The sequence below is a fragment of the Microbulbifer maximicatervae (SeqCode) genome, assembly GCF_056231245.1.
The window spans coordinates 4601987-4622584 of sequence record NZ_CP174334.1; the positions used below are offsets into that span (position 1 = coordinate 4601987).

General features: G+C 53.7%; 17 protein-coding genes and 1 tRNA gene. 9 read left to right on the top strand and 9 right to left on the bottom strand.

Translation table 11 applies throughout. The annotated features are described in order from the left end of the window. The first annotated feature begins 164 nt into the window (after window positions 1-164). The 5 genes from speA (at window position 165) to ACJJIS_RS20240 (ending at window position 6353) form a co-directional block, all read left to right on the top strand. On the top strand, window positions 165-2087 hold the full coding sequence (gene speA / locus ACJJIS_RS20220; protein ID WP_475708918.1) for a biosynthetic arginine decarboxylase: 1923 nt from the start codon (window positions 165-167) through the stop codon (window positions 2085-2087). Between the two features lie 72 nt (window positions 2088-2159). Beyond that, window positions 2160-3353, top strand: coding sequence for a saccharopine dehydrogenase family protein (locus ACJJIS_RS20225; protein ID WP_444943368.1), 1194 nt, complete (start codon window positions 2160-2162; stop codon window positions 3351-3353). A gap of 69 nt (window positions 3354-3422) precedes the next feature. Next, window positions 3423-4616 carry a carboxynorspermidine decarboxylase gene (gene nspC / locus ACJJIS_RS20230; protein WP_444934717.1) on the top strand — a complete coding sequence of 398 codons (1194 nt, stop codon included), beginning with the start codon at window positions 3423-3425 and terminating at the stop codon, window positions 4614-4616. A 63-nt stretch (window positions 4617-4679) separates the two neighbouring features. Beyond that, window positions 4680-5552: an agmatinase gene (gene speB / locus ACJJIS_RS20235; RefSeq protein ID WP_413664138.1), complete on the top strand. Its 873-nt coding sequence runs from the start codon at window positions 4680-4682 to the stop codon at window positions 5550-5552. A 111-nt stretch (window positions 5553-5663) separates the two neighbouring features. Next, window positions 5664-6353 (top strand): DUF6515 family protein, encoded by a 690-nt coding sequence (locus ACJJIS_RS20240; RefSeq protein WP_108735126.1) that lies wholly within the window; start codon window positions 5664-5666, stop codon window positions 6351-6353. On the opposite strand, the gene ACJJIS_RS20245 is transcribed toward ACJJIS_RS20240, so the two are convergent. The 6 genes from ACJJIS_RS20245 to rpsF form a co-directional block, all read right to left on the bottom strand. After that, window positions 6343-7434 (bottom strand): winged helix-turn-helix domain-containing protein, encoded by a 1092-nt coding sequence (locus ACJJIS_RS20245; RefSeq protein ID WP_475708919.1) that lies wholly within the window; start codon window positions 7432-7434, stop codon window positions 6343-6345. The two genes, ACJJIS_RS20240 and ACJJIS_RS20245, sit on opposite strands and share 11 nt — an antisense overlap. A gap of 54 nt (window positions 7435-7488) precedes the next feature. Continuing rightward, the gene (dnaB, locus tag ACJJIS_RS20250; protein WP_475708920.1) at window positions 7489-8931 is read right to left on the bottom strand and encodes a replicative DNA helicase; all 1443 of its coding nucleotides are present in this window, start codon (window positions 8929-8931) and stop codon (window positions 7489-7491) included. A 109-nt stretch (window positions 8932-9040) separates the two neighbouring features. Beyond that, the gene (gene rplI, locus ACJJIS_RS20255; protein ID WP_282930238.1) at window positions 9041-9487 is read right to left on the bottom strand and encodes a 50S ribosomal protein L9; all 447 of its coding nucleotides are present in this window, start codon (window positions 9485-9487) and stop codon (window positions 9041-9043) included. A gap of 36 nt (window positions 9488-9523) precedes the next feature. Next, window positions 9524-10366, bottom strand: a complete 843-nt coding sequence (locus ACJJIS_RS20260) for a YybS family protein (RefSeq protein ID WP_413664135.1) — start codon at window positions 10364-10366, stop codon at window positions 9524-9526. Between the two features lie 43 nt (window positions 10367-10409). Beyond that, window positions 10410-10640, bottom strand: a complete 231-nt coding sequence (gene rpsR / locus ACJJIS_RS20265; protein WP_108731487.1) for a 30S ribosomal protein S18 — start codon at window positions 10638-10640, stop codon at window positions 10410-10412. Between the two features lie 12 nt (window positions 10641-10652). Continuing rightward, window positions 10653-11096, bottom strand: a complete 444-nt coding sequence (gene rpsF, locus ACJJIS_RS20270) for a 30S ribosomal protein S6 (protein WP_282930240.1) — start codon at window positions 11094-11096, stop codon at window positions 10653-10655. A 353-nt stretch (window positions 11097-11449) separates the two neighbouring features. Between rpsF and ACJJIS_RS20275 the strand changes: the two genes are divergently transcribed. The 3 genes from ACJJIS_RS20275 to ACJJIS_RS20285 all read left to right on the top strand — a co-directional run bounded on the left by ACJJIS_RS20275 (window position 11450) and on the right by ACJJIS_RS20285 (window position 13511). After that, window positions 11450-12277 carry an alpha/beta fold hydrolase gene (locus ACJJIS_RS20275; RefSeq protein WP_475708921.1) on the top strand — a complete coding sequence of 276 codons (828 nt, stop codon included), beginning with the start codon at window positions 11450-11452 and terminating at the stop codon, window positions 12275-12277. 221 nt (window positions 12278-12498) lie between these two features. Next, a complete protein-coding gene (locus tag ACJJIS_RS20280; RefSeq protein WP_475708922.1) occupies window positions 12499-12708 on the top strand; it encodes an isocitrate lyase/phosphoenolpyruvate mutase family protein in 210 nt (69 codons plus the stop codon). Continuing rightward, window positions 12705-13511 carry an isocitrate lyase/PEP mutase family protein gene (locus tag ACJJIS_RS20285; protein ID WP_475708923.1) on the top strand — a complete coding sequence of 269 codons (807 nt, stop codon included), beginning with the start codon at window positions 12705-12707 and terminating at the stop codon, window positions 13509-13511. Before ACJJIS_RS20280 ends, ACJJIS_RS20285 begins: the two co-directional genes overlap by 4 nt. A 456-nt stretch (window positions 13512-13967) precedes the next feature. On the opposite strand, the gene ACJJIS_RS20290 is transcribed toward ACJJIS_RS20285, so the two are convergent. From ACJJIS_RS20290 to rnr, 3 genes are all read right to left on the bottom strand, one after another. Further along, window positions 13968-15896, bottom strand: a complete 1929-nt coding sequence (locus ACJJIS_RS20290) for an RCC1 domain-containing protein (protein WP_475708924.1) — start codon at window positions 15894-15896, stop codon at window positions 13968-13970. A 772-nt stretch (window positions 15897-16668) separates the two neighbouring features. Continuing rightward, entirely contained in the window at window positions 16669-17424 is a 756-nt protein-coding gene (gene rlmB / locus ACJJIS_RS20295) for a 23S rRNA (guanosine(2251)-2'-O)-methyltransferase RlmB (protein ID WP_444906595.1), read from the bottom strand. Between the two features lie 12 nt (window positions 17425-17436). Then, window positions 17437-20175, bottom strand: coding sequence for a ribonuclease R (gene rnr / locus ACJJIS_RS20300; protein ID WP_475708925.1), 2739 nt, complete (start codon window positions 20173-20175; stop codon window positions 17437-17439). Window positions 20176-20418: 243 nt separating this feature from the next. Between rnr and ACJJIS_RS20305 the strand changes: the two genes are divergently transcribed. Next, a tRNA-Leu gene (locus tag ACJJIS_RS20305) sits at window positions 20419-20505 on the top strand. The last annotated feature ends 93 nt before the right edge of the window (window positions 20506-20598 follow it).

Below are 20598 nucleotides of genomic sequence, written 5' to 3' on the forward strand. Positions count from 1 at the left end.
ACCTTCTTCAGCCCCCTGTCGCAGAGTGCAAAAGAGCTGGCCACCCACTCGCTCCCCATTTACTTTTCAGTGCGCAAAAATTAGCGTTTTTTTATCTATAGTTATTGCTTTCCGGCCCTGCTGGGCCCAAGATTCGCGCCCGCCAATATCAACAGAAAGGCGCCATGAAAAAGCAACAAGTAAAAGACTGGACTTGCGAAGATTCGGCCGAGCTCTACGGCATCCGCAATTGGGGCGCCGGATATTTCGATTTGAACGAAAATGGTGAAATTTCACTGCAAGTCGACGGCCCCAACGGGGTAACACACAGTGTTTCGCTGATGGACATTGCCCGAGGCGCCACCGAGCGCGGCCTGGGTATGCCCCTGCTATTGCGTATTGAGAATTTACTCGAAGCGCAGATCGCCCGGATTAACGAATCCTTTGCCCGCGCTATCGACGATTGCGGCTACGGCAATGTTTTTCGCGGCGTGTTCCCCATTAAGGTGAACCAGCAGTGTCAGGTCATTGAAGAAATTGCCAATGCCGGCCGCCGCTTTAACCACGGCCTGGAGGCGGGCAGTAAAGCAGAACTTATCGCTGCCCTGTCCATTCTGGATAACACCGAATCCCTGATCGTCTGCAACGGCTATAAGGACGAGGAATTTATTAACCTCGGACTGCAGGCCCAACGCCTGGGCGTACAGGTTTTCTTCGTCGTCGAAACGCCCTCGGAAGTGGAGACTATTATCCGCTGCGCCGAGCGCGAGCAGGTGCGCCCAAATATCGGCGCACGGGTAAAACTCGCCTCCAAGGTGGGCGGCTACTGGAATGCGACCAGTGGCGACCGAAGTATTTTCGGCCTGGGCAGTAACGACCTGATCGCCATGGTCGATCAACTACGCAACCACGATATGCTCGACTGTCTCAAGTTATTACACTATCACTTGGGCTCGCAGGTGCCGAATATCCGCGATATCCGCACCGGGGTGCTGGAAGCCTGCCGCTACTACGCCGATCTGGTGGAAGAGGGCGCGCCGATGGGCTACCTGGATCTGGGCGGTGGCTTGGCGGTGGATTACGACGGCAGTAAAACCAATTACACCCACTCCAAAAATTACTCCCTGGACGAGTACTGTGTGGATGTGGTGGAAGCCATTATGGGCACCCTCGATAGCGAGGGCGTCGCGCACCCGGTGATTATTACCGAGTCCGGCCGCGCCACTGTGGCTTACTCCTCGGTGCTGCTGTTCGATATTCTCGACACCACCCGCTTCGAACCGGTGGAACTCGAACACACCAAAATCAGCGAGGGCGACCACCAGATGCTGCTCAACCTGCAAGACGCAGTGCGCAGTATCACCCCCAAAAACCTGCAAGAGAGCTACAACGACGCGCTCTACTATCGCGACGAGGTGCGCTCCCTGTACCTGCACGGCCAGGTGAGCCTGCGCGAGCGCGCCAATGCGGAAAACCTGTTCCTACAGGGCGCCCAGGATATTCGCAAACTGCTCGATGAAGCCGAGGAAATTCCCGCAGACCTGCAGGCGCTGCCGGAAGTGCTGTCGGATATCTACTACGCCAATGTGAGCGTATTCCAATCGGTGCCGGATATCTGGGCTATTGATCAGGTGTTCCCGCTATTGCCGATCCACCGCCTGGACGAGGCGCCGACCCGCTCCGCCATCATCGCCGATATCACCTGCGACTGTGATGGTAAGATCGACCGCTTTATTGGCCGGGAAAAAGAGCAGAAAACCCTGCCTTTACACGAGCTAAAGGATGGCGAGGACTATATTCTCGGCACCTTCTTAATTGGCGCCTACCAGGAAACCCTGGGTGACCTGCACAACCTGTTTGGGGACACCAATGTCGTGAGTGTGCGCATCCAGGAAGACGGCAGCATAGACTTCAGCCACGAGATTCACGGTGACAGTATTTCTGACGTGTTAAGCTACGTGGAATACCAGCCCAAGGCGCTGTTTGAGCGCTTCCGCCGCCTGGCAGAACGCGCCGTCAAGCAAGGGTTGATTACCGCTGCCCAACGCAAACAGATTTTGCAAACCTATACCGCCAGCATGAGCGGTTACACCTACTTTGAAAAATAAATTTTAAAAATGAGGCGCCAACGCCTTTGAGAATATAGCGGTAACATTAGCCGCAGATTTAAGGAGATCTTTATGGCCAACGTACTGATCATCGGCGCCGGCGGTGTCGGCCAGGTGGTTGCGCACAAGTGCGCACAGGTTGCTGAGGTATTTGAAAATATCACCCTGGCAAGCCGCACCAAAAGCAAGTGCGACAAGATTGCCGCTATGCTGCCGCGCAAAATCGACACCGCTGAAGTAGATGCGGACAATGTGCCTGAATTGGTAAAGCTGATCGAAAAAGTGAAGCCTGACCTGGTCATCAATGTGGCCCTGCCCTACCAGGATCTGCACATTATGGATGCCTGTCTGGAAACCGGCGTGCACTACCTGGACACCGCCAACTACGAGCCGCCGGAAGAGGCCAAGTTCGAGTACAAGTGGCAGTGGGCCTACCAGGAAAAATTCGAGAAGGCCGGCCTGATGGCACTGCTGGGCAGCGGCTTCGATCCCGGCGTCACCAGCGTATTTACCGCCTACGCCAAGAAGCACCACTTCGATCGTATCCACACCCTGGATATCCTCGACTGCAATGCCGGTGACCACGGCCTGCCGTTCGCCACCAACTTCAACCCGGAAATTAATATCCGCGAGATCACCGCCAACGGCCGCTACTGGGAAAACGGCCAGTGGGTAACCACCAAGCCGATGGAAGAAAAGCGCGTCTTCAACTTCCCCGAAGGCATTGGCGACAAGGATATCTACCTGCTCTACCACGAAGAGCTGGAGTCCCTGTCCAAGCACTTCCCGGAAATCGAGCGCGCGCGCTTCTGGATGACCTTTGGCGAGAGCTACCTGAAGCACCTGGAAGTCCTGCAAAACGTCGGCATGACCGGTATTGAGCCAGTGGAATTCCAGGGCCAGCAAATTGTACCTATCCAGTTCCTTAAGGAGCTGCTGCCAGATCCCGCCAGCCTCGGCCCCTTGACCAAGGGCAAGACCTGCATCGGCAACATTATTCGCGGCAGCAAAGACGGCGAAGAGAAGATCTACTACGTCTACAACACCTGTGACCACCAGGACTGCTACCAGGAAGTTCAATCCCAGGCGATCTCCTACACCACCGGCGTACCGGCCATGATCGGTGCCAAGATGATGCTGGAAGGCAAGTGGATGAAGCCCGGCGTGTGGAATATGGAGCAGATGGACCCGGATCCCTTTATGGATGACCTGAACAAGTACGGCCTGCCCTGGCAGGAAACCTGGTTGGATAAGCCCTTCCAGTAAATCGCTTCTTTCCCGACCTAGCGGGGCGGACTCCAGTGCCCGCCCCGCCGCACCAGGATATAACGCACCATGGACCTCACTCCCCCCGTTGACTATTTCGGCAGCTTCGATCCCTACCGCGTTCCCTCTCCCTGTTTTGTGATCGATGAAATTGCCCTGCGCAATAATTTGGCACTGCTCGCCGATGTACAGGAACGCAGCGGTGCCAAGGTACTGGCAGCGCTCAAGGCCTTTTCCATGTTCAGCACCGGGCCCATCGTGGCTGAATATCTATCCGGGACCTGTGCCAGTGGCCTGCACGAAGCCAAACTGGGGTTCGAAGAGTACGGCGGTCGCGACAAAGGCAAGGAAGTTCATGTCTTCAGTGCCGCTTACAAGGATGAGGAACTACGGGAAATACTGCAATTTGCCCACCATGTAATTTTCAATTCCTTCTCCCAGTGGAAGAGTTTTCGGGAGTTGTGCCTGGATATGCAACAGCAGCGGCCAGAGCTGCGTTTTGGCCTGCGTATCAACCCCGAGCACTCCGAGGGCCACACCGATCTCTACGACCCCTGCGCCCCTTGTTCGCGCCTGGGCATCGTGCGCTCGCTGTTTGAAGGAGAGTCCCTCGAAGGCATCAGTGGCCTGCACTTCCACACGTTATGTGAACAGGATTTCAAACCTCTGCAGCGCACAATCGCTGCCGTGGAGGAGAAGTTTGGCGATCTGATACCACAAATGGAGTGGATTAATTTCGGCGGCGGCCACCATATTACTCGCCGGGATTACCAGGTGGATGAGCTGGTCGAAGCGGTGCGCAGCTTTTCCGACAAGCACAATGTACAGGTCTACCTGGAACCCGGTGAGGCCATCTCCCTGTTCGCAGGAGTCCTTGTGGCTGAAGTAGTGGATATCGCCTGGAATGGTGAAAACCAAGCCATCCTCGACGCCTCTGCCACCTGCCATATGCCCGATGTGCTGGAAATGCCCTACCGACCGGAAATTACCGGTGCCGCTCGCCCCGGTGACTTACCCCACACCTATCGCCTGGGCGGACAGAGTTGCCTGGCCGGCGACAGCATCGGCGAATACAGTTTCAGTCAACCACTGCGGATTGGCGAGCGACTGGTGTTCGAGGAAATGGCCTACTACACCATGGTGAAAACCAATACTTTTAACGGTATCCCCCTACCGGCTATCGCCCTGTGGAATTCGGATACCGACGACCTGAAGATGATCAAAACTTTCGGCTACGAAGATTTTAAGGAGCGCCTCTCCTAAAAAGTGCCGATAGAGATAGATGCGGCAGGCAATGAGTTATTGCCTCCGCCAGAGGACCAGTAGATGTTGTCAGAAAACGAATACCCCATTTTTCTCGGCTCCGAAATCGAGCAGCCGAAGCCGGAAGACGCCCTCTTTCACATTATCCCCATCCCCTATGAGGAAACCGTCTCCTACGGTGGCGGCACCGGCAAGGGCCCGGCCTCCATCCTGGAAGCATCCTGGCAACTGGAAACTTTTGACAACTTCTCCAACCCCTGTGACCTGGGCATCTACACCCGCTCGCCGGTCTCGGTTTCCGGCCCTGCAGAACAGGTGATGGAGAATATCGCCGCAGCCACCAAAGAAGTGTTGGCGCTTGGCAAGATGCCGGTGGGTATCGGCGGTGAGCATTCGGTGACCTGGGGTATTATCAAAGGGCTACTGGACGCCGGTGAAACCGATTTTGGCGTGGTGCAGATCGATGCCCACGCCGACCTTCGCGATCGCTATGAGGGCCACAAACACAGCCACGCCAGCGTGATGCGTCTAGTGGTAGAAGCCGGTGTTCCCCTATTTCAGCTGGGTATCCGCGCCTATTGCGAAGAGGAAGTTCAAGCCCGCAAGGACCACAACGTGGGCTATCTGGATGCCCACCAACTGGTGCCCAACAATGTGCAGGAATTCCAGTTACCGGAGAATTTCCCCAAGAAAGTCTTCTTTACATTGGATGTGGACGGTATGGACCCATCGGTCTTCCCTTCCACCGGCACCCCGGTACCCGGTGGTCTCGGCTGGTACCAGACCCTCAACTTGTTCGAATCCGTTGCGCGACAAAGAGAGATTATCGGCTTCGATCTGCTGGAATTTGCGCCGATCGAGGGCTTTCACGCCTATGACTTTGCCGCCGCACAGCTGATGTACAAGCTGATGGGAATCATCCAGCGCAACCGCTGACCACTGATCCAGCCTCCGGTACTTTGACAATTCTTAACCAATTAACCTGTCTTTAATGTCAGGATAAGGGTTAGTATGTCAAATGTGAGTAATCACTTCGCTGGAGAGACTGTGAATAAACTGAATGTCGTAATTGGCGCCAGTGCGTTCCTGGCGCTGGCCGCTTTTGCCTTTAGCCCACCGGCCGATGCGCGCGGTTATGAGCGCGGGGGAGATCATCGCCACCACCACCGTGGCGGTGTTTATCGCGGACCACGTGTTTCGATCGGATTTGTTGCGCCCGTACTACCCGTTGGCCATGTGCGTGTCGCAGTTGGCGGACGTCCCTTTTACTACCATGGCGGACACTTCTACCGCCACGGTCCCCGTGGTTACGTCGTTGTCGCCGCCCCTCTGGGAGCCTCGGTAGTCACCCTGCCAACTAGTGCTGTCAGAGTCCATGTAGGCGGAATTACTTATTACCAGTACGCCGATGCCTACTATCAGTGGCACCCGGCTACCCGAACTTATGTCGTAGTAGCACCACCTGCAGTGGCTGTAGCTCCAGCACCCGTAGCCGTTGTTCCAGCGCCTGCGCCGGCTGTCGCCGTTCCTGTTGCAACGGCAGCAGCTCCCGCTACTGTGCCTGCAACCCCGGACCCTGGCCCGCAGGGCTTCCAGCCCGGACAAGTGGTGGAAACCCTACCCAATGGCTATGCCGCTGAAATTATCAACGGCATCCAGTACTACCGCTATGGCGGCAATTACTTTATGCCTACCCAGCGCGATGGCCAGGAGGTCTACGTAGTCGTCAAGCTGTAAGCGCGGCTTCGCTTTCCAGCCCGTGAAAGCGGGCAAACTGCCCCAGAGCCCGGTGGTAACTCGCCTCCAGCGAGACGCCGGGTTTCTTATTCCAGTGCAAGGCCTCTACCCGCAATACACCCGCATCCCGGTCTGCCTTCAAGTCCACCTGCCCCACGAATTGATCGCCGTATAAAATCGGCAGGCAAAAATAGCCATAGCGGCGCTTGGCCGCCGGTACATAGCACTCCAATTGATATTCAAAATCAAACAGCCGGCGCAGGCGTTTGCGCTGCAATATCACTGGGTCAAACGGGGATAACAGGCGCACTTTGCGCGATGGTCGTACTGGCTCCCAGTCCAGGTGCCCGGTGAGCATCAGCTCTTTTCCCTGCGGGGTGAGCTCACCACTTGCCAGCATACGCTTAACGGCCTGCTGGATAAGGGGTTTGTCGTCCCTCCGCAGGTAAGCAATTTCCTCCGCTCGGCCAATCCCCTGGCACCCCAGAAAAGTTCGCACCAGATGGCTGCCGTACTCAATTTCCGAGGCGGCATTGGTCGAGATTCTTGCTGGCAGTATCCGCTCCGGGAGATCGAAGACTTTTTGAAAGCCCTCCCGGTGGCTGACCATCAGCTCACCTTCATGAAACAACTGCTCCAGGGCTTTCTTTTCATCGGACCACTCCCACCATCCACTCTTGGTGCGCACAAAATCACTGGCCCGCAGGGCACCCTCCTCTCGCACACGATCGAGAACATAGCGACACAGCTTCGCATTCTTTTCAAACCAGTGGCGCTGACCGGCGCGGATACGATCCATACGCACCCGCGCATAGGGGTAGTGGGCCATTGGCAGGTAGGCAGCGGCGTGGGACCAGTACTCGAAAATTTCGCGGTGCTCTTCAGCTTCAGCCAGGTGTGACTCACTGTAACGGGGCAGGCGATTGTAGAGCTGGTGGTGGTGGGCCCGGGTAATTCGCTGGATAGCATCCAACTGTAGGGCGCCAAGATGTTGCAACAACCCCGACAATCCTCCAGTCCAGGAGCTGTGGATAAATTGGCGTTGCAGCACCAGTGCGCGGATCTTTTGCTCGGATAACAAGAAGTGGCTCCCCTAGGCTCGGATATTCGACAGCCGCAAACCTAGCAGAAAGGCTTATTCGCCCTGGTAGTATTCCGGCGCCAGATTATCGAAGCGAGTGTATTTGCCCACAAAGGCTGCGCGGCAGGTGCCGATCTCACCGTTACGCTGCTTGCCGATAATCAACTCGGCCATGCCTTTATCCGGGCTGTCCTCGTTGTAGTATTCATCGCGGTAGATAAACAGGATCACGTCAGCGTCCTGCTCGATCGCCCCGGATTCCCGCAGGTCCGAGTTCATCGGCCGTTTGTTGGGGCGCTGCTCTACTCCCCGGTTAAGCTGCGACAGGGCAATCACCGGGCATTCGTATTCTTTCGCCAGCGCCTTGAGAGAGCGGGAGATCTCGGAGATCTCCTGGGTGCGGCCCTCAGTAGACCCCTTCACCTGCATCAGCTGCAGGTAGTCCACCATAATCATGGCGGGCATACTCTTGGCCTCGGCGTCTTCGCGGCTTAACTTGGGGTTCTCGCGCATCAATTTGTTGATGTGATCGCGCACCGTGCGCTTGGTACGGGCGCGTACCTCGCTGGGACTCAGTGCCGGCGTATCGTCGATATACAGGGACTTGCCTTTCATCTTCTGCACGGCACTGGATAGCTTGGGCCAATCCTCTTCCTGCAGCTTGCCGTTCCTGATGCGCCCCTGGTCGATACGACCAATAGAGGACAACATCCGCATCACCAGGCTGTCCGAGGGCATCTCCATACTGAAGACCAGTGTCGGGCTCTCCTGGCAGAGCATGGCGCTCTCAATAAAATTCAATGCCAGTGCGGTCTTACCCATGGAGGGACGCGCGGCGAGAATAACCAGTTCGCCCGGCTGCCAGCCGGAGGTGCGCTGGTCCAATTCGGTAAGACCGGTACTGATACCGGTGATATCACCCTCGGTCTTGAACAGCTCATCGATGCGCTCGACGGTCTTTTTCAGCAGGGTATCCACGCCGACAAAGCCGCCCTCTTTGGCGCGCCCCTCGGCGATTTCCGCCACGCGGCGCTCGGCCATCTGCAGCAGATCGGCGGAAGCGAGGCCACCGGGATTAAAACTGGTGCGGCTGATCTCACCGGCGGCGGCGATCAACTGGCGCAGCATAGAGCGCTCACGCACGATCTTGGCGTAGGCGACGATATTCGCTGCGGAGGGGGTATTTTCGGCCAATTCCGCCAGGTAGGCAGGGCCACCCACTTCACCGAGCAGGTCGCGGCTGGCGAGGCCTTCGGCGAGGGTAACGATATCCAGGGGCTGTTCGCCATTACTCAGCTCGCCCATAACCGCAAAGATCTTGCGGTGACTGGCGCTGAAGAAATCCTCTTCACTCAGCTGTTCGGCAACGGCATCAATACGGCCCGGGTCTAGCATCAGGCCGCCGAGCACAGACTGCTCCGCCTCTACCGAATGCGGCAGGGGTGAACTCTCTTCGCTGTGGATCTCTTCTTCAGGGGCGGCGTTTTCGTCGATCATGGAACTTTACTGGATAGTAAAAACAAAACAGGCGCTGGACCCGATAGGGTGCAGCGCCCGATTGTAGCGCGGCTGGCGCCCGAAGCACCAACCGTTCGTCAGCAAAACCTTACTCGGCTTCGATAACGACTTTAACTGCAGCAATTACGTCGGAGTGCAGCTGTACGTCTACGTCGTACTCGCCCACTTCGCGCAGCGCGCCTTCCGGCAGCTTAACTTCAGCTTTAGCTACTTCAACGCCACCAGCGGAGATCGCTTCAGCGATGTCGCGAGTGCCGATAGAACCGAACAGCTTGCCTTCGTCGCCAGCGTTAGCAGCGATGGTAACAACCAGATCGGCCAGCTTGGTAGCGCGGCTCTCAGCTTCAGCCAGCTTAGCAGCGGCAGCGGCTTCCAGTTCAGCGCGCTTAGCTTCGAACTCAGCAATGTTAGCGGCGGTAGCAGCAATTGCCTTACCAGTCGGCAGCAGGAAATTGCGGCCAAAACCGGCTTTAACATCAACGCGGTCACCCACGTTGCCCAGTTTGCCTACTTTATCGAGCAGAATAACTTCCATCTCGGTTTCCTCAATTTCTGTATTGTGCGGGCGCGCTTATTTGGAAGAGCGTCCGCGAATATCTATCCAGCTATCTACCAGGGCCAGGCCGCAGAGGAAGCCTGCCAGGGGCAGCCCTCCAATCACCAGCATGATGTACATCGCCACCAGGGGACCTACCCCCCAACCGCGACTGGCAACCAGCCAGTGGACCAGGGCAATACCAGCTACCACCATCGGGAACGCAATCACCGCTCCCCAAAATGCGTAGCCTGGGGTTACCAAGCTGACTACCCACAACAACATACTTGTCGCTGACAGCCACAGGGGCAGGCGCAGCTGGTGGAACTCCTGGCGGAAACCGCCGGGGTTGTACAGCAGGGCCTGCCAGTAACGCCCCAGTACCAGAGCCAATGTGGCGCTCATCGCCGATATCAGGCCCAGGTAACCGGTAATTTGCAATTCACCCGAAAATATCTGCTTCAGTTCATCCATTGGAACAGTATTGGGCTGTTCCGCTGCATTCTCGACTGCCTGCAAGAACCCTTGCATCAGTCCTCCACTGAAGAGAGAGGTCAGCAATATGCCTGCTGCTGATGCCGCCGTTACAGCCACCAGGCCAGCGGCCCAGGAGCGACTGCTGCGCAATGCCATGGCGCCGCAAAAAACTGCAACAAAATGGCCTGCGGATATACCAGTCACCAGTGGTGGTACATGACCACTCATACCCATAACGACAATCGGCAACAGAGCCCAGGCCAAAACCATCAGGCCGTCACTGCTGCCTCGGCGCAAACTCACCAGAGCGAGAATTGCCGGGCTTATCAGCGGAATCCCCAACATGGTGAGGATTACCGCCCTGACGCGTCCGCGCATAATAAATTCAGCTACGGCGCGCATATCTAGATAGCTTCTCTATTAATGAGTCTAAGCAAACTGCGGCTTAGGCTTCGTGGCTGTCCGTGTACGGCAGCAGGGCCAGGTAGCGAGCGCGCTTGACCGCAGAGGCCAGCTGACGCTGATACTTGGCTTTGGTACCGGTAATACGGCTAGGAACAATTTTGCCAGTCTCGGAGATGTAGGCTTTCAGGGTATCGAGATCTTTGTAGTCGATACGCTTAACACCTTCAGCGGTGAAACGGCAGAACTTGCGACGACGGAAAAAACGTGCCATCTGATAATCCCCTTACTCTTCGCTTTCAGCGTTATCGGAAGAAGCTTCTGCAGCGTCGGAAGAAGCTTTCTCTTCTCCGGCGCGCTCGCGACGCTCGGTGCGCTCTGCACGGGCAGCTTTGCGCTCACGGCTTTCTTTTTCCGCTTTCATGATCGGGCTCTCTTCAGTGATCGCCTCATCTTCACGAATTACCAGATTACGGATAACCGCATCGTTGTAACGGAAGTTGGTAGTCAGTTCCTCAAGGGCTTCTTCAGAACATTCTACGTTCATCAGAATGTAGTGAGCCTTGTGGATCTTGTTGATCGGGTAAGCCAGACGGCGACGGCCCCAGTCTTCCAGACGGTGAACCTGTCCACCGCTCTCCTTGATGGACGCAGTGTAGCGCTCCACCATGCCAGGTACCTGCTCGCTCTGGTCCGGGTGAACCAGGAATACAATTTCGTAATGACGCATTTTAGCTCCTTACGGGTTAATCAGCCTCTCGGACAGTCCGATGAGGCAAGGAGTACAACGGGTACGGATAAACCGGGCCCATTGCGGGCGGCGTATTCTAGGCAGTTGTGGGATTGGTTGCAAGTTGATCAATTACTTCAGCCCAATGCCTTCGCTAACCCGGTTGCAAGTCAACCAGTTACATCAGGCCCCGTGCCTTCGCCTGCCCGGTTGCAAGCTGATCAAAATGACTACCCTGCCACTCGCCTTGTTTCTGGGATTTGGCGGATTGGGACACAGCACTGCGCGGTCTGGTCATGGGTTTGGCAAGCTGGCTTCGCCTATGATGCCGGACTGTTAAAGGGAGAAGTACCATGCCCCAACAAACCCATCAATTAGAATTTGGCGCCTTCCAGGTACCAGTAACCACAGTACACAACGGCGAAGGCCCCCTGGTATTGGTGCTTCCCGCGATGGGCGTACCGGCCAACCGCTACCGCCTGCTTCTGGAAGAGCTGCAAAGGCTCGGTTACAGCACCGCCATCAGCGAATTGCCCGGCACTGGGGAGAGCCTGCCGCGCCCCCACCGAAATGCCGACTACGGCTACAACGATCTGGTGTTTTCGTTTATCCCACAGTTAATCCAACTGCTGGAACAGCAATTCCCCCAGGGGCCAGCGCTGATTCTCGGCCACAGTATCGGCGGTCAAACCAGCACCCTAGCAGCCCGCGCCGGCCTCACTGGTAACGCCAAGGTTGTCAGCATCGCCTCCGGCCATGTGGACCACCGCAGCTGGAGTGGCCTGCACAAGTACGCCATCCTGCTCTTCGCCTCAATTGCCAGTGTGACCTCAAGCCTGCTGGGTTATTTCCCCGGTGCGCGCATGGGATTCGGCTGGCGCGAAGCGCGCAGACTGATGAAAGACTGGGCCCGATCCATATTTAGTGGCCGCTTTGCTCCAGAGGATCGCTTTGGGCAAATGGAAAAAACAAGCCAGCCCACTCTGCATATTGCGCTGGACGGCGACCCCTTCGCTCCTATTCAGGCCGCCCGTAAATTAGCGGCAATTGTCGGCGGCGAAACCCGGGAGATGAAACCCACTTATCCCAAAGGCAACCCTCACCTCAGCTGGATCAAGAATCCCGCCCCCGTAGTGGAGGCGGTACAGCAGTGGCTACATAAAGATCCCGCTCTCAACTGATTTTCCTTTTTTCTTTTTCCTGCGTGGCCAAGAAAGCAATTCATAGCTTTCTTAGCCATGTATTAATAGAACCTGTCCGCTCCACCTCCCTCACACATCGCAGCCAACAATCTTAATTGTCTTTCCGGTTTTCACGGTTCAGTTCCGTTTGTGGCCAGTGAATCAATCTCTTGAGCGGTAAATTCACCACTCAAACGACATCGCTCAAGTAGGTTATCCCGATGAACAACAGCCCATTCAATACCTTCACCAAGTTGCACCAAACTGACGCCCCACTGATCCTGCCAAATGCCTGGGATGCTGCCAGCGCTTTAATCTGCCAAAACACAGGCGCCCAAGCAGTAGGTACCAGCAGTGCCGCCGTCGCCTGGTCGTTGGGTTATGCCGATTCACCACTCAAACGACATCGCTCAAGTAGGTTATCCCGATGAACAACAGCCCATTCAATACCTTCACCAAGTTGCACCAAACTGACGCCCCACTGATCCTGCCAAATGCCTGGGATGCTGCCAGCGCTTTAATCTGCCAAAACACAGGCGCCCAAGCAGTAGGTACCAGCAGTGCCGCCGTCGCCTGGTCGTTGGGTTATGCCGATGGCGGTGCCCTGCCAGTTGAGGAACACCTAAATGCTATCGCACGGATTGCCCGGATGACCTCTTTACCTCTGAGCGTGGATATTGAAGATGGATATTCCCAAAACCCCAAACAGGTAGCTGAGCTGGCCTGTAAAATGGTTGCGCTGGGAGTTACAGGCATCAATATTGAAGATGGTAACGACACCCCCGAATCTCTCGGCGAAAAAATCAACGCTATTCGCCAAGCACTTAACGGCCGCCCGCTTTTTATTAATGCCCGTACCGATGTTTATCTCAATGCACTCGCCAACGGCGATAAGGCGGTAAATATGTGCATAGAGAGATTAGAGCTTTATAAGAGTGCCGGTGCTGACTGCGGCTTTGTGCCTGGGCTCTCTTCAGTTGAGGAGGCAAGGAGTTTGGCAGCGGGTATCGACCTGCCAATCAATATTATGCTGCTTCCGGGTATGGCCCCTATATCGGATTTTTTTGCTGCAGGCATAAAGCGTTTTAGTACCGGACCAGCTTTATTCCAGTCAGTCTACGGCCATTTAAACGAATCACTAAAACAGCTGGCAGAGGTTAAAAGTGACAATAATTTGTTTAGTAAGGCGTTGGACTACGGCACACTGAACTCTGCCTTTATTAAAGAGGCGTAGAGAAAGGCAATATAGCCGGGGCATATCGATGTTCGATTTATTGCCATCTACGGGAGCCCCACGGGCAAACCTTTTGAGTGACTCTTATAAAAAAAACAAGCATAGACCAGAAAAAATATTGAGATAAGAAAAACCCAACATGAAATTTAAATAAAAACTTCAGTAGGGCTCAGGAAAACCACTATTGCTTAAATAGCTAATACTGGATACCCAATAAAGAAACATAAAACAATTACTTGGGCGTTAAATTGTAAAGTAATAGTGCTGGAGTCCACCTAATACAAAAGGTGAGCATTAGAAAATCCACGTATTTATTAAGTTAAGAGCCGACAACCAAGACTTGCTTTGATTGTCGGCTCAAGGCTTATCTACCCTGTAATATCCACCAGGTCATATCAGTGATATTACCTTCAAAAATGAGTAAATAGCCTGCATTTTCCGCAGTATCATTTCTATCTAATTAAAATCTATATCACTGCTATCAGCGCCGAAAGAACTATCACCCCAAGTCACTACGGACTTATCGTCTTTTATCGCCGAGAAGGCCTTACCGCTTGTTACTATCGTTAACACGCCACTCGTCAGTTGATCACTGGCGCTACTGCTGTTTTTTTCACTATCATTATCATGAAAACCCCAAGTCACTACCGACCCATCAGCCTTTATTGCGGCGAAATCATAACCATTCGAAACGATTGACTCCACATTTTCAGTCAGCTCAGAACTGACTGCGCTACTATCGCCACCCCAGCTACTCGCCCCCCAAGTGACAACAGAACCATCGGATTTAACAGCGGCAAAGGCAAAACCGCTCGCAGAGATGGTATCGACCCCCCCTGTAAGCTGGTCACTCACATCGCTACTATCACCACCATTATTGGCATCGCCCCAAGTGACGACTGAGCCATCAGATTTCACGGCCGCTAAAGCTTCGCGATTCCCAAAGACCTCCACAACATCGCTGGAGATTTCCGAGCTCACTGCACTGCTATCGCCACCGTTATCTTCGAATCCCCAGGTCACTACAGAGCCATCTGATTTAAGTGCAGCAAAAACATATCTTGATGGAAAAATAGTCTCCACATCACTGGAGATTTCCGCGCTCACCGCACTACTATCCCCACCCCAATTATCAAATCCCCAGGTCACAACAGAGCCATCTGATTTTAGTGCAGCAAAAGCAGCCGATGTTGTAAAAACTGTGACCACATCACTGGAGATTTCTGCGCTCACCGCACTACTATCTCCACCTCCATTAACGTGCCCCCATGTCACAACAGAGCCATCTGTTTTTCGCGCAGCAAAAGCATATCCAGATGTATAAACTTCCTCTACTTCACTGGCTAACTGGGCACTAACCGCACTGCTATCCCCCCCATATAAATCGTTCCCCCAAGTTACAATGGATCCATCAGACTTCAATGCAGAAAACGCCTGTGAGCCTGGATAAATCTTAACGACATTATCCGCCAGGCTCGCGCTCACGGAGCTACTATCACCACCCTCATCGTAGACTCCCCAGGTAATAACCGAACCATCAGACTTTAATGCTGCAAAAGCATCATTTGCAGGGAAAATTTCTACCACATCACTGGCTAAGCTGGCACTTACCTCACTAAAACTAATATCTGATGAATCGTACTCATCAGGCCAGGATACAACGGAGCCATTATTTTTTAATGCGGCAAATGCATGTAAAGAGGAAAAAATTTCACGCACATAGACAAGGTGCTCAATGTCCATATCCGCCGTTTCACCATCAAAGGTGGCGGTTAGCGTCGCCGAGCCACTCTCCAGGGCGGTGATAAGACCCGCCTCTACGGTTGCCAAACTGGTATCACTGATCGACCACTCGGCCTCTTCGGTAACATCCACTGAGGTGTCATCATCATAGTTAGCCGTGAGGTAGTATTGATCAAAATTAGAGGCATCCCTATCCAACTGCAGCCCCTGCAGCATTGGAGCCAACTCAACATCAACCTGCGCATCAACCCCCTCATAAGAGGCACTCAAAGTGAATGAACCACTATGCAAAGGAGTAAGCAGCCCTGCCTCAACCGTTGCCAGGCTATCGTCGCTCACAGACCAGTCCGCTTCCTCAGTAACATCAACAGAAGAGTCATCACTGTAATAGGCCGTTAGGAAATACTGGTATTCATTGGTGCTATCTTGTTCCAGCCCTACACTTTCCAGCGTTACGGTATCTGTCCCACCACTACCACTGCCATCACCGCTCCCATCGCCATCACTGTTGCTGTTATTACTACTGCTACCCCCTCCGCCACAAGCACTGAGCAGGCCAATAGTGAGTGTGAATAACCCGAAACGTAAAATGTGCAAAATGTGCAAATGCCAAGATTGATATTGGCCCGTAACTCCGTTCATATAAACCCCCTCCAGTAAAGCCGACATAATAAAAAGCCAAGTGCCATATAGCAATTCAAATGGCCTTCAAATTACAAATATTTCAGCCGACTCCAAATCTATAAAGGTATTAAAATACGATTCACTAATGAATAAGACCTAATATTATTTAAATAAAAACGAACAAAAGATTTAGATACATGAGTACTAATTAAAAAGAGCCAGACCTAAAACTCGGTGAAGCTATACTTATCTTTTCAATCAGCAGACACCCTTAAATCCACTTTTGAATTTATAGCTCTGCTAGGGATTTTCGTCATCAGCAATTGCAACATTTCCAATTACTTATATTTAAATTCTCACCGTTCTAAAAACTGCAAAAGAACGGTTACCTTACAAGATCGATAAAACTTAAATGATCATTCGCGCCAGCAGATCAAGTGGGCTTTAGGCCCAATGATTTACCGCACTTTAACGGCAACAAGTTAACTGCGACTGGCTTTATGGTTGCTTTGATTAAACAAAGCCATCGAATATGAGAATAAACCAAAACCCGATGATCCACACTAAAACCATATTATTACTGCAGATTAAAAATATAGCGGAAGCTATTATCGCAGCAACGTTGCAAAAACCTTGCTTTTTGCAATTCGATTTAGTGACAGGAAGAATTAGGGGAATTTATCGATAGATCACCAGAGGCTATCTGGAAATAACGTTATGGATATTATAAGCACCGACCTGTACGCCCAGAGATAAATTCTCCCCAGCCAGTACAGGTCATACAGGCCCCTTAGCCGTTGCGCTGACGCACAGCCTCAAACAGGCAAACACCCGTGGCAACAGAAACATTTAAGCTGCTTACCTCTCCCGCCATAGGAATTTTGATCAAATGATCGCAGTGTTCCCTAGTCAGGCGCCGCAAGCCGCTGCCCTCGGCCCCCATAACCAGCGCCAGGGGGCCAGTTAATTGGCTTTGGTATACATCCTGTGTGGCCTCACCGGCTGCGCCATATATCCACACTCCCGCCTGCTGCAGCTGCTGTAATGCGCGAGCCAGGTTAGTCACGGTAACAAAGGGCAATACTTCAGCTGCACCACAGGCCACTTTGCGAGCTGTTGGCGTCAGTCCGGCAGATTTGTCTTTTGGTGCAATCACTGCATGGACTCCAGCAGCCTCTGCCGAGCGCAGGCAGGCTCCCAGATTGTGGGGGTCCGTCACGCCATCCAGCACCAATAAGAAAGGCACTTCCCCGCGCTGATCCAGTTGTTTTAGCAGGTCGAACAGGAATTTTTCATCGTGTACCTTTGTTTTGCCAGAACAGATGGCAACAACACCCTGGTGGTTAGCACCATCCTCAACCTTTTCATCCAGCGCTCTCCGGTCAATAAAGCGCACGGCAATATCATTTTTTTCCGCCTGCTGGATTATTTTTTGCAGGCGCTGATCCTTGCGGCCACGCAGTAACATCAGCTCCGATACATTCTGCGGAGAACCTTTTAGAAGGGCCTGCACTGCGTGCAGACCATAGATAACTTCCTGACTCAATTTATTCCTCGATCACTTTTTCTTTTTACTGCTAGAAGAAACCTTTTTCTTCTTTTTTAATTTACCCGAACGGGTTTTGGCGTTTTCAGCCTTTTGCGCGGCTTTACGGGCCGCCACTGCAGGCCGCTTTCCACCCTTGCGTGTCGGGGTGCGCTTTTTAATCTTGCGTTTGGGCTGGGCATCATCACTTTGCCCGCCTTCACCTCGCCTATTTAGCGGCTCTTTTTCCGGTTTTACTACAGGGGCTTCAACGCTGGCCTCTACTGGCACAGCCTCATCTGAGCCCACCTTGCGCTTGCGGAAAGGCGAGGGCTTGGCTGTGGTCTCGGTATGCTTGGCCCAGGGGTTAGTACTGGTATTGCTGGGCTTTTCTTTTTTATCGCGGCCCCGGCGCTCGCGTTCTAATTGATGTTCTACTGCCATTTCCATAGCGCGGGCACTCACCCGCGTACTCTCTTTCTTTTTCTTCGACTCACGCTTAGCGCGTGGGACCAGTTCATTCAAGGTGAAATCCACCTTGCGCTCTTCGAGATCTACCCGTGCAACCTGCACGGTGACAGAGTCGCCCAAATGGTAACGTTTGCCACTGCGCTCCCCGATAAGACGCTGGTGCGCCTGCTCAAAGCGATAATAGTCTTTGGGTAGGGCGGTGACATGAATCAGTCCCTCCACGTAGAGATCATCCAACTCCACAAATAATCCAAAGCCTGTGACCGCACTGATAACGCCGGAATAGGTTTCGCCCACATGATCCTGCAGGTATTCACATTTAAGCCAGCTGAGCACATCCCGGGTCGCATCGTCGGCGCGCCGCTCGGTCAGGGAACACTGCTCCCCAAGTTGCAACATGGCCGGCATGTCGTAGGGCAAAATCTGCTCGCGAGCAATCGGTTTGGCGCCGGGCACCGAGTAAACTTTTTTTGCCACCGCAGCTTGGTTGGCGCTGCCGTTGCGTATCAACCAGCGCAGCGCCCGGTGCAGGAGCAAATCCGGATAGCGGCGAATCGGGGAGGTGAAATGGGCATAGGCCGGGTAATCCAAACCGAAGTGTCCGCGATTCTCCGGCTGGTAAACCGCTTGGTTCATAGAGCGCAGCAGCATCACCTGAATAATATGCGCATCTGCACGGCCCTCAATCTGCTCCATCAGGTCCTGGAAGTCTTTGGGCTGGGGCTCACCACCACCGGGAAGGCGCAATCCCAATTCACCCAGGTACTCGCGCAAATTACTGAGTTTTTCCTCTTTGGGCGCATCGTGTACCCGGTAGAGTGCGGGTAGTTCCGATAGCTCCATCAGACTCGCCGCGCAGACATTGGCCGCGAGCATACACTCTTCGATCAGCTTGTGAGCATCGTTGCGCACCACCGGAATAATTCGCTCAATTTTTCGCTGGGCGTCAAATATTATCCGGGTCTCAGTCGTCTCAAAGTCAATAGCACCCCGGCGCTCCCGCGCTTCGCGCAACGCCAGGTAGAGGTCGTGAAGGTTGTCCAGGTGCGGAGTCAGGGTCGCAAATTGCTTGCGGGCACCACTATCGCGGTTATCCCGCTCATCGAGTATTTGCCCTACCTGGGTATAGGTCAGGCGCGCGTGGCTGCGCATAACCGCCTCAAAGAAACGGTAATCCTGAATTTCACCGCTTCGATTGATGTGCATTTCGCAGACCATACACAGCCGATCGACATCGGGGTTCAGGGAGCAAAGGCCGTTGGACAATTTTTCCGGCAGCATGGGTACAACGAAATCCGGAAAATAAACCGAGTTTCCGCGGCCGTGCGCTTCCTCATCCAGCGCACTGCCTGGGCGCACATAGTGGGAAACATCGGCAATGGCCACCAGTAATTTCCAGTTGCCGTCGGGTAAAAGTTCGCAGTAGACCGCATCATCAAAATCCCGCGCGTCTTCACCATCAATAGTAACCAGCGGCAGCTGGCGAAGATCCACCCGGGATTTTTTGTGATCCTCAAGCACTTCATCGGCAATTTCATTGACCTCCGCCGTCAGTGCACTGGGCCAGGTGTGGGGAATTCCGTAGTTGCGGATCGCAACATCAATCTCCATACCCGGGGCAAGGTGGTCACCGAGAATTTCGCTAACCTCACCTTGCGGCACTTTATCCCTGCCCGGTTGGGTAACTATTTTTACTACAACATACTGGCCGTGATCAGCTCCGGCGGTATCCTCAGAGGCCACCATAATATCCAGGTTAATACGCGGATTATCTGGGCGCACAAAACAAATGCCGTTTTCCCGGTACAGGCGCCCGGCCAGCTGCTCGGTATTGTGCTTGATCACCCTGACAACAGCGCCCTCGCGTTTACCGCGAAAACCTCCGGGGGTTTCCCGCACTAATACTTCGTCACCATCAAAGACTTTGCGCATCTGTCGGTGGGATAAAAATAGATCGGTGCCGCCATCGCTGGGGATAACAAAACCAAAACCATCCCGGTGCCCCATAACCCGGCCGCGTATCAGGCTCATTTTATCCAGTACACCAAAATCACCGGCGCGGTTGCTTGCAATCTGCCCATCCCGGGACATGGCGATCAAACGGCGCCTGACCCCTTCGCGGCGATCCTCATCGGTTATTTCCAGTAAATCGGCCACCGCTTCCCAGGGCACAGGTTCCGCCTGATTCTCAAGAACTTGTAACAAGTACTCCCGACTGGGCACGGGCTTTTCATATTTCTCCGCCTCGCGCTGGGCATGAGGGTCAATATTGAAGGGGTCTGAGGTATTTTTTTGAGTCAAAACAGCATCCGTTGTTGGGCAGTTGCCAAGTTTGGCAACCTCCGGAGATTATCCGGCCATAAAGAAAGACGGCGTTGGTGGTGGATTTCTGGTCAATAATTCGCCGCTATTGCACGCATTATAAGCGATTTCGCCAATTTTCCCGACCTAAGAAAAAAATGATGAAAAAAGCGCAACGCAGCCGTTGACACAGGGGGGGCAGATCTCTATAGTTCGCGTCCTCAACGGAGCACACGTTGATTTGCCCAGGTGGCGGAATTGGTAGACGCGCTAGCTTCAGGTGCTAGTGACCTAACGGTCGTGGAGGTTCAAGTCCTCTCCTGGGCACCAATTCCAAAAAGGCTGACTCGCAAGAGTCGGCCTTTTTTCGTTTGGGTGATTTAATTTTCCAGCCCTCGCTTTTAACTCTTTCCTTCTAAAACC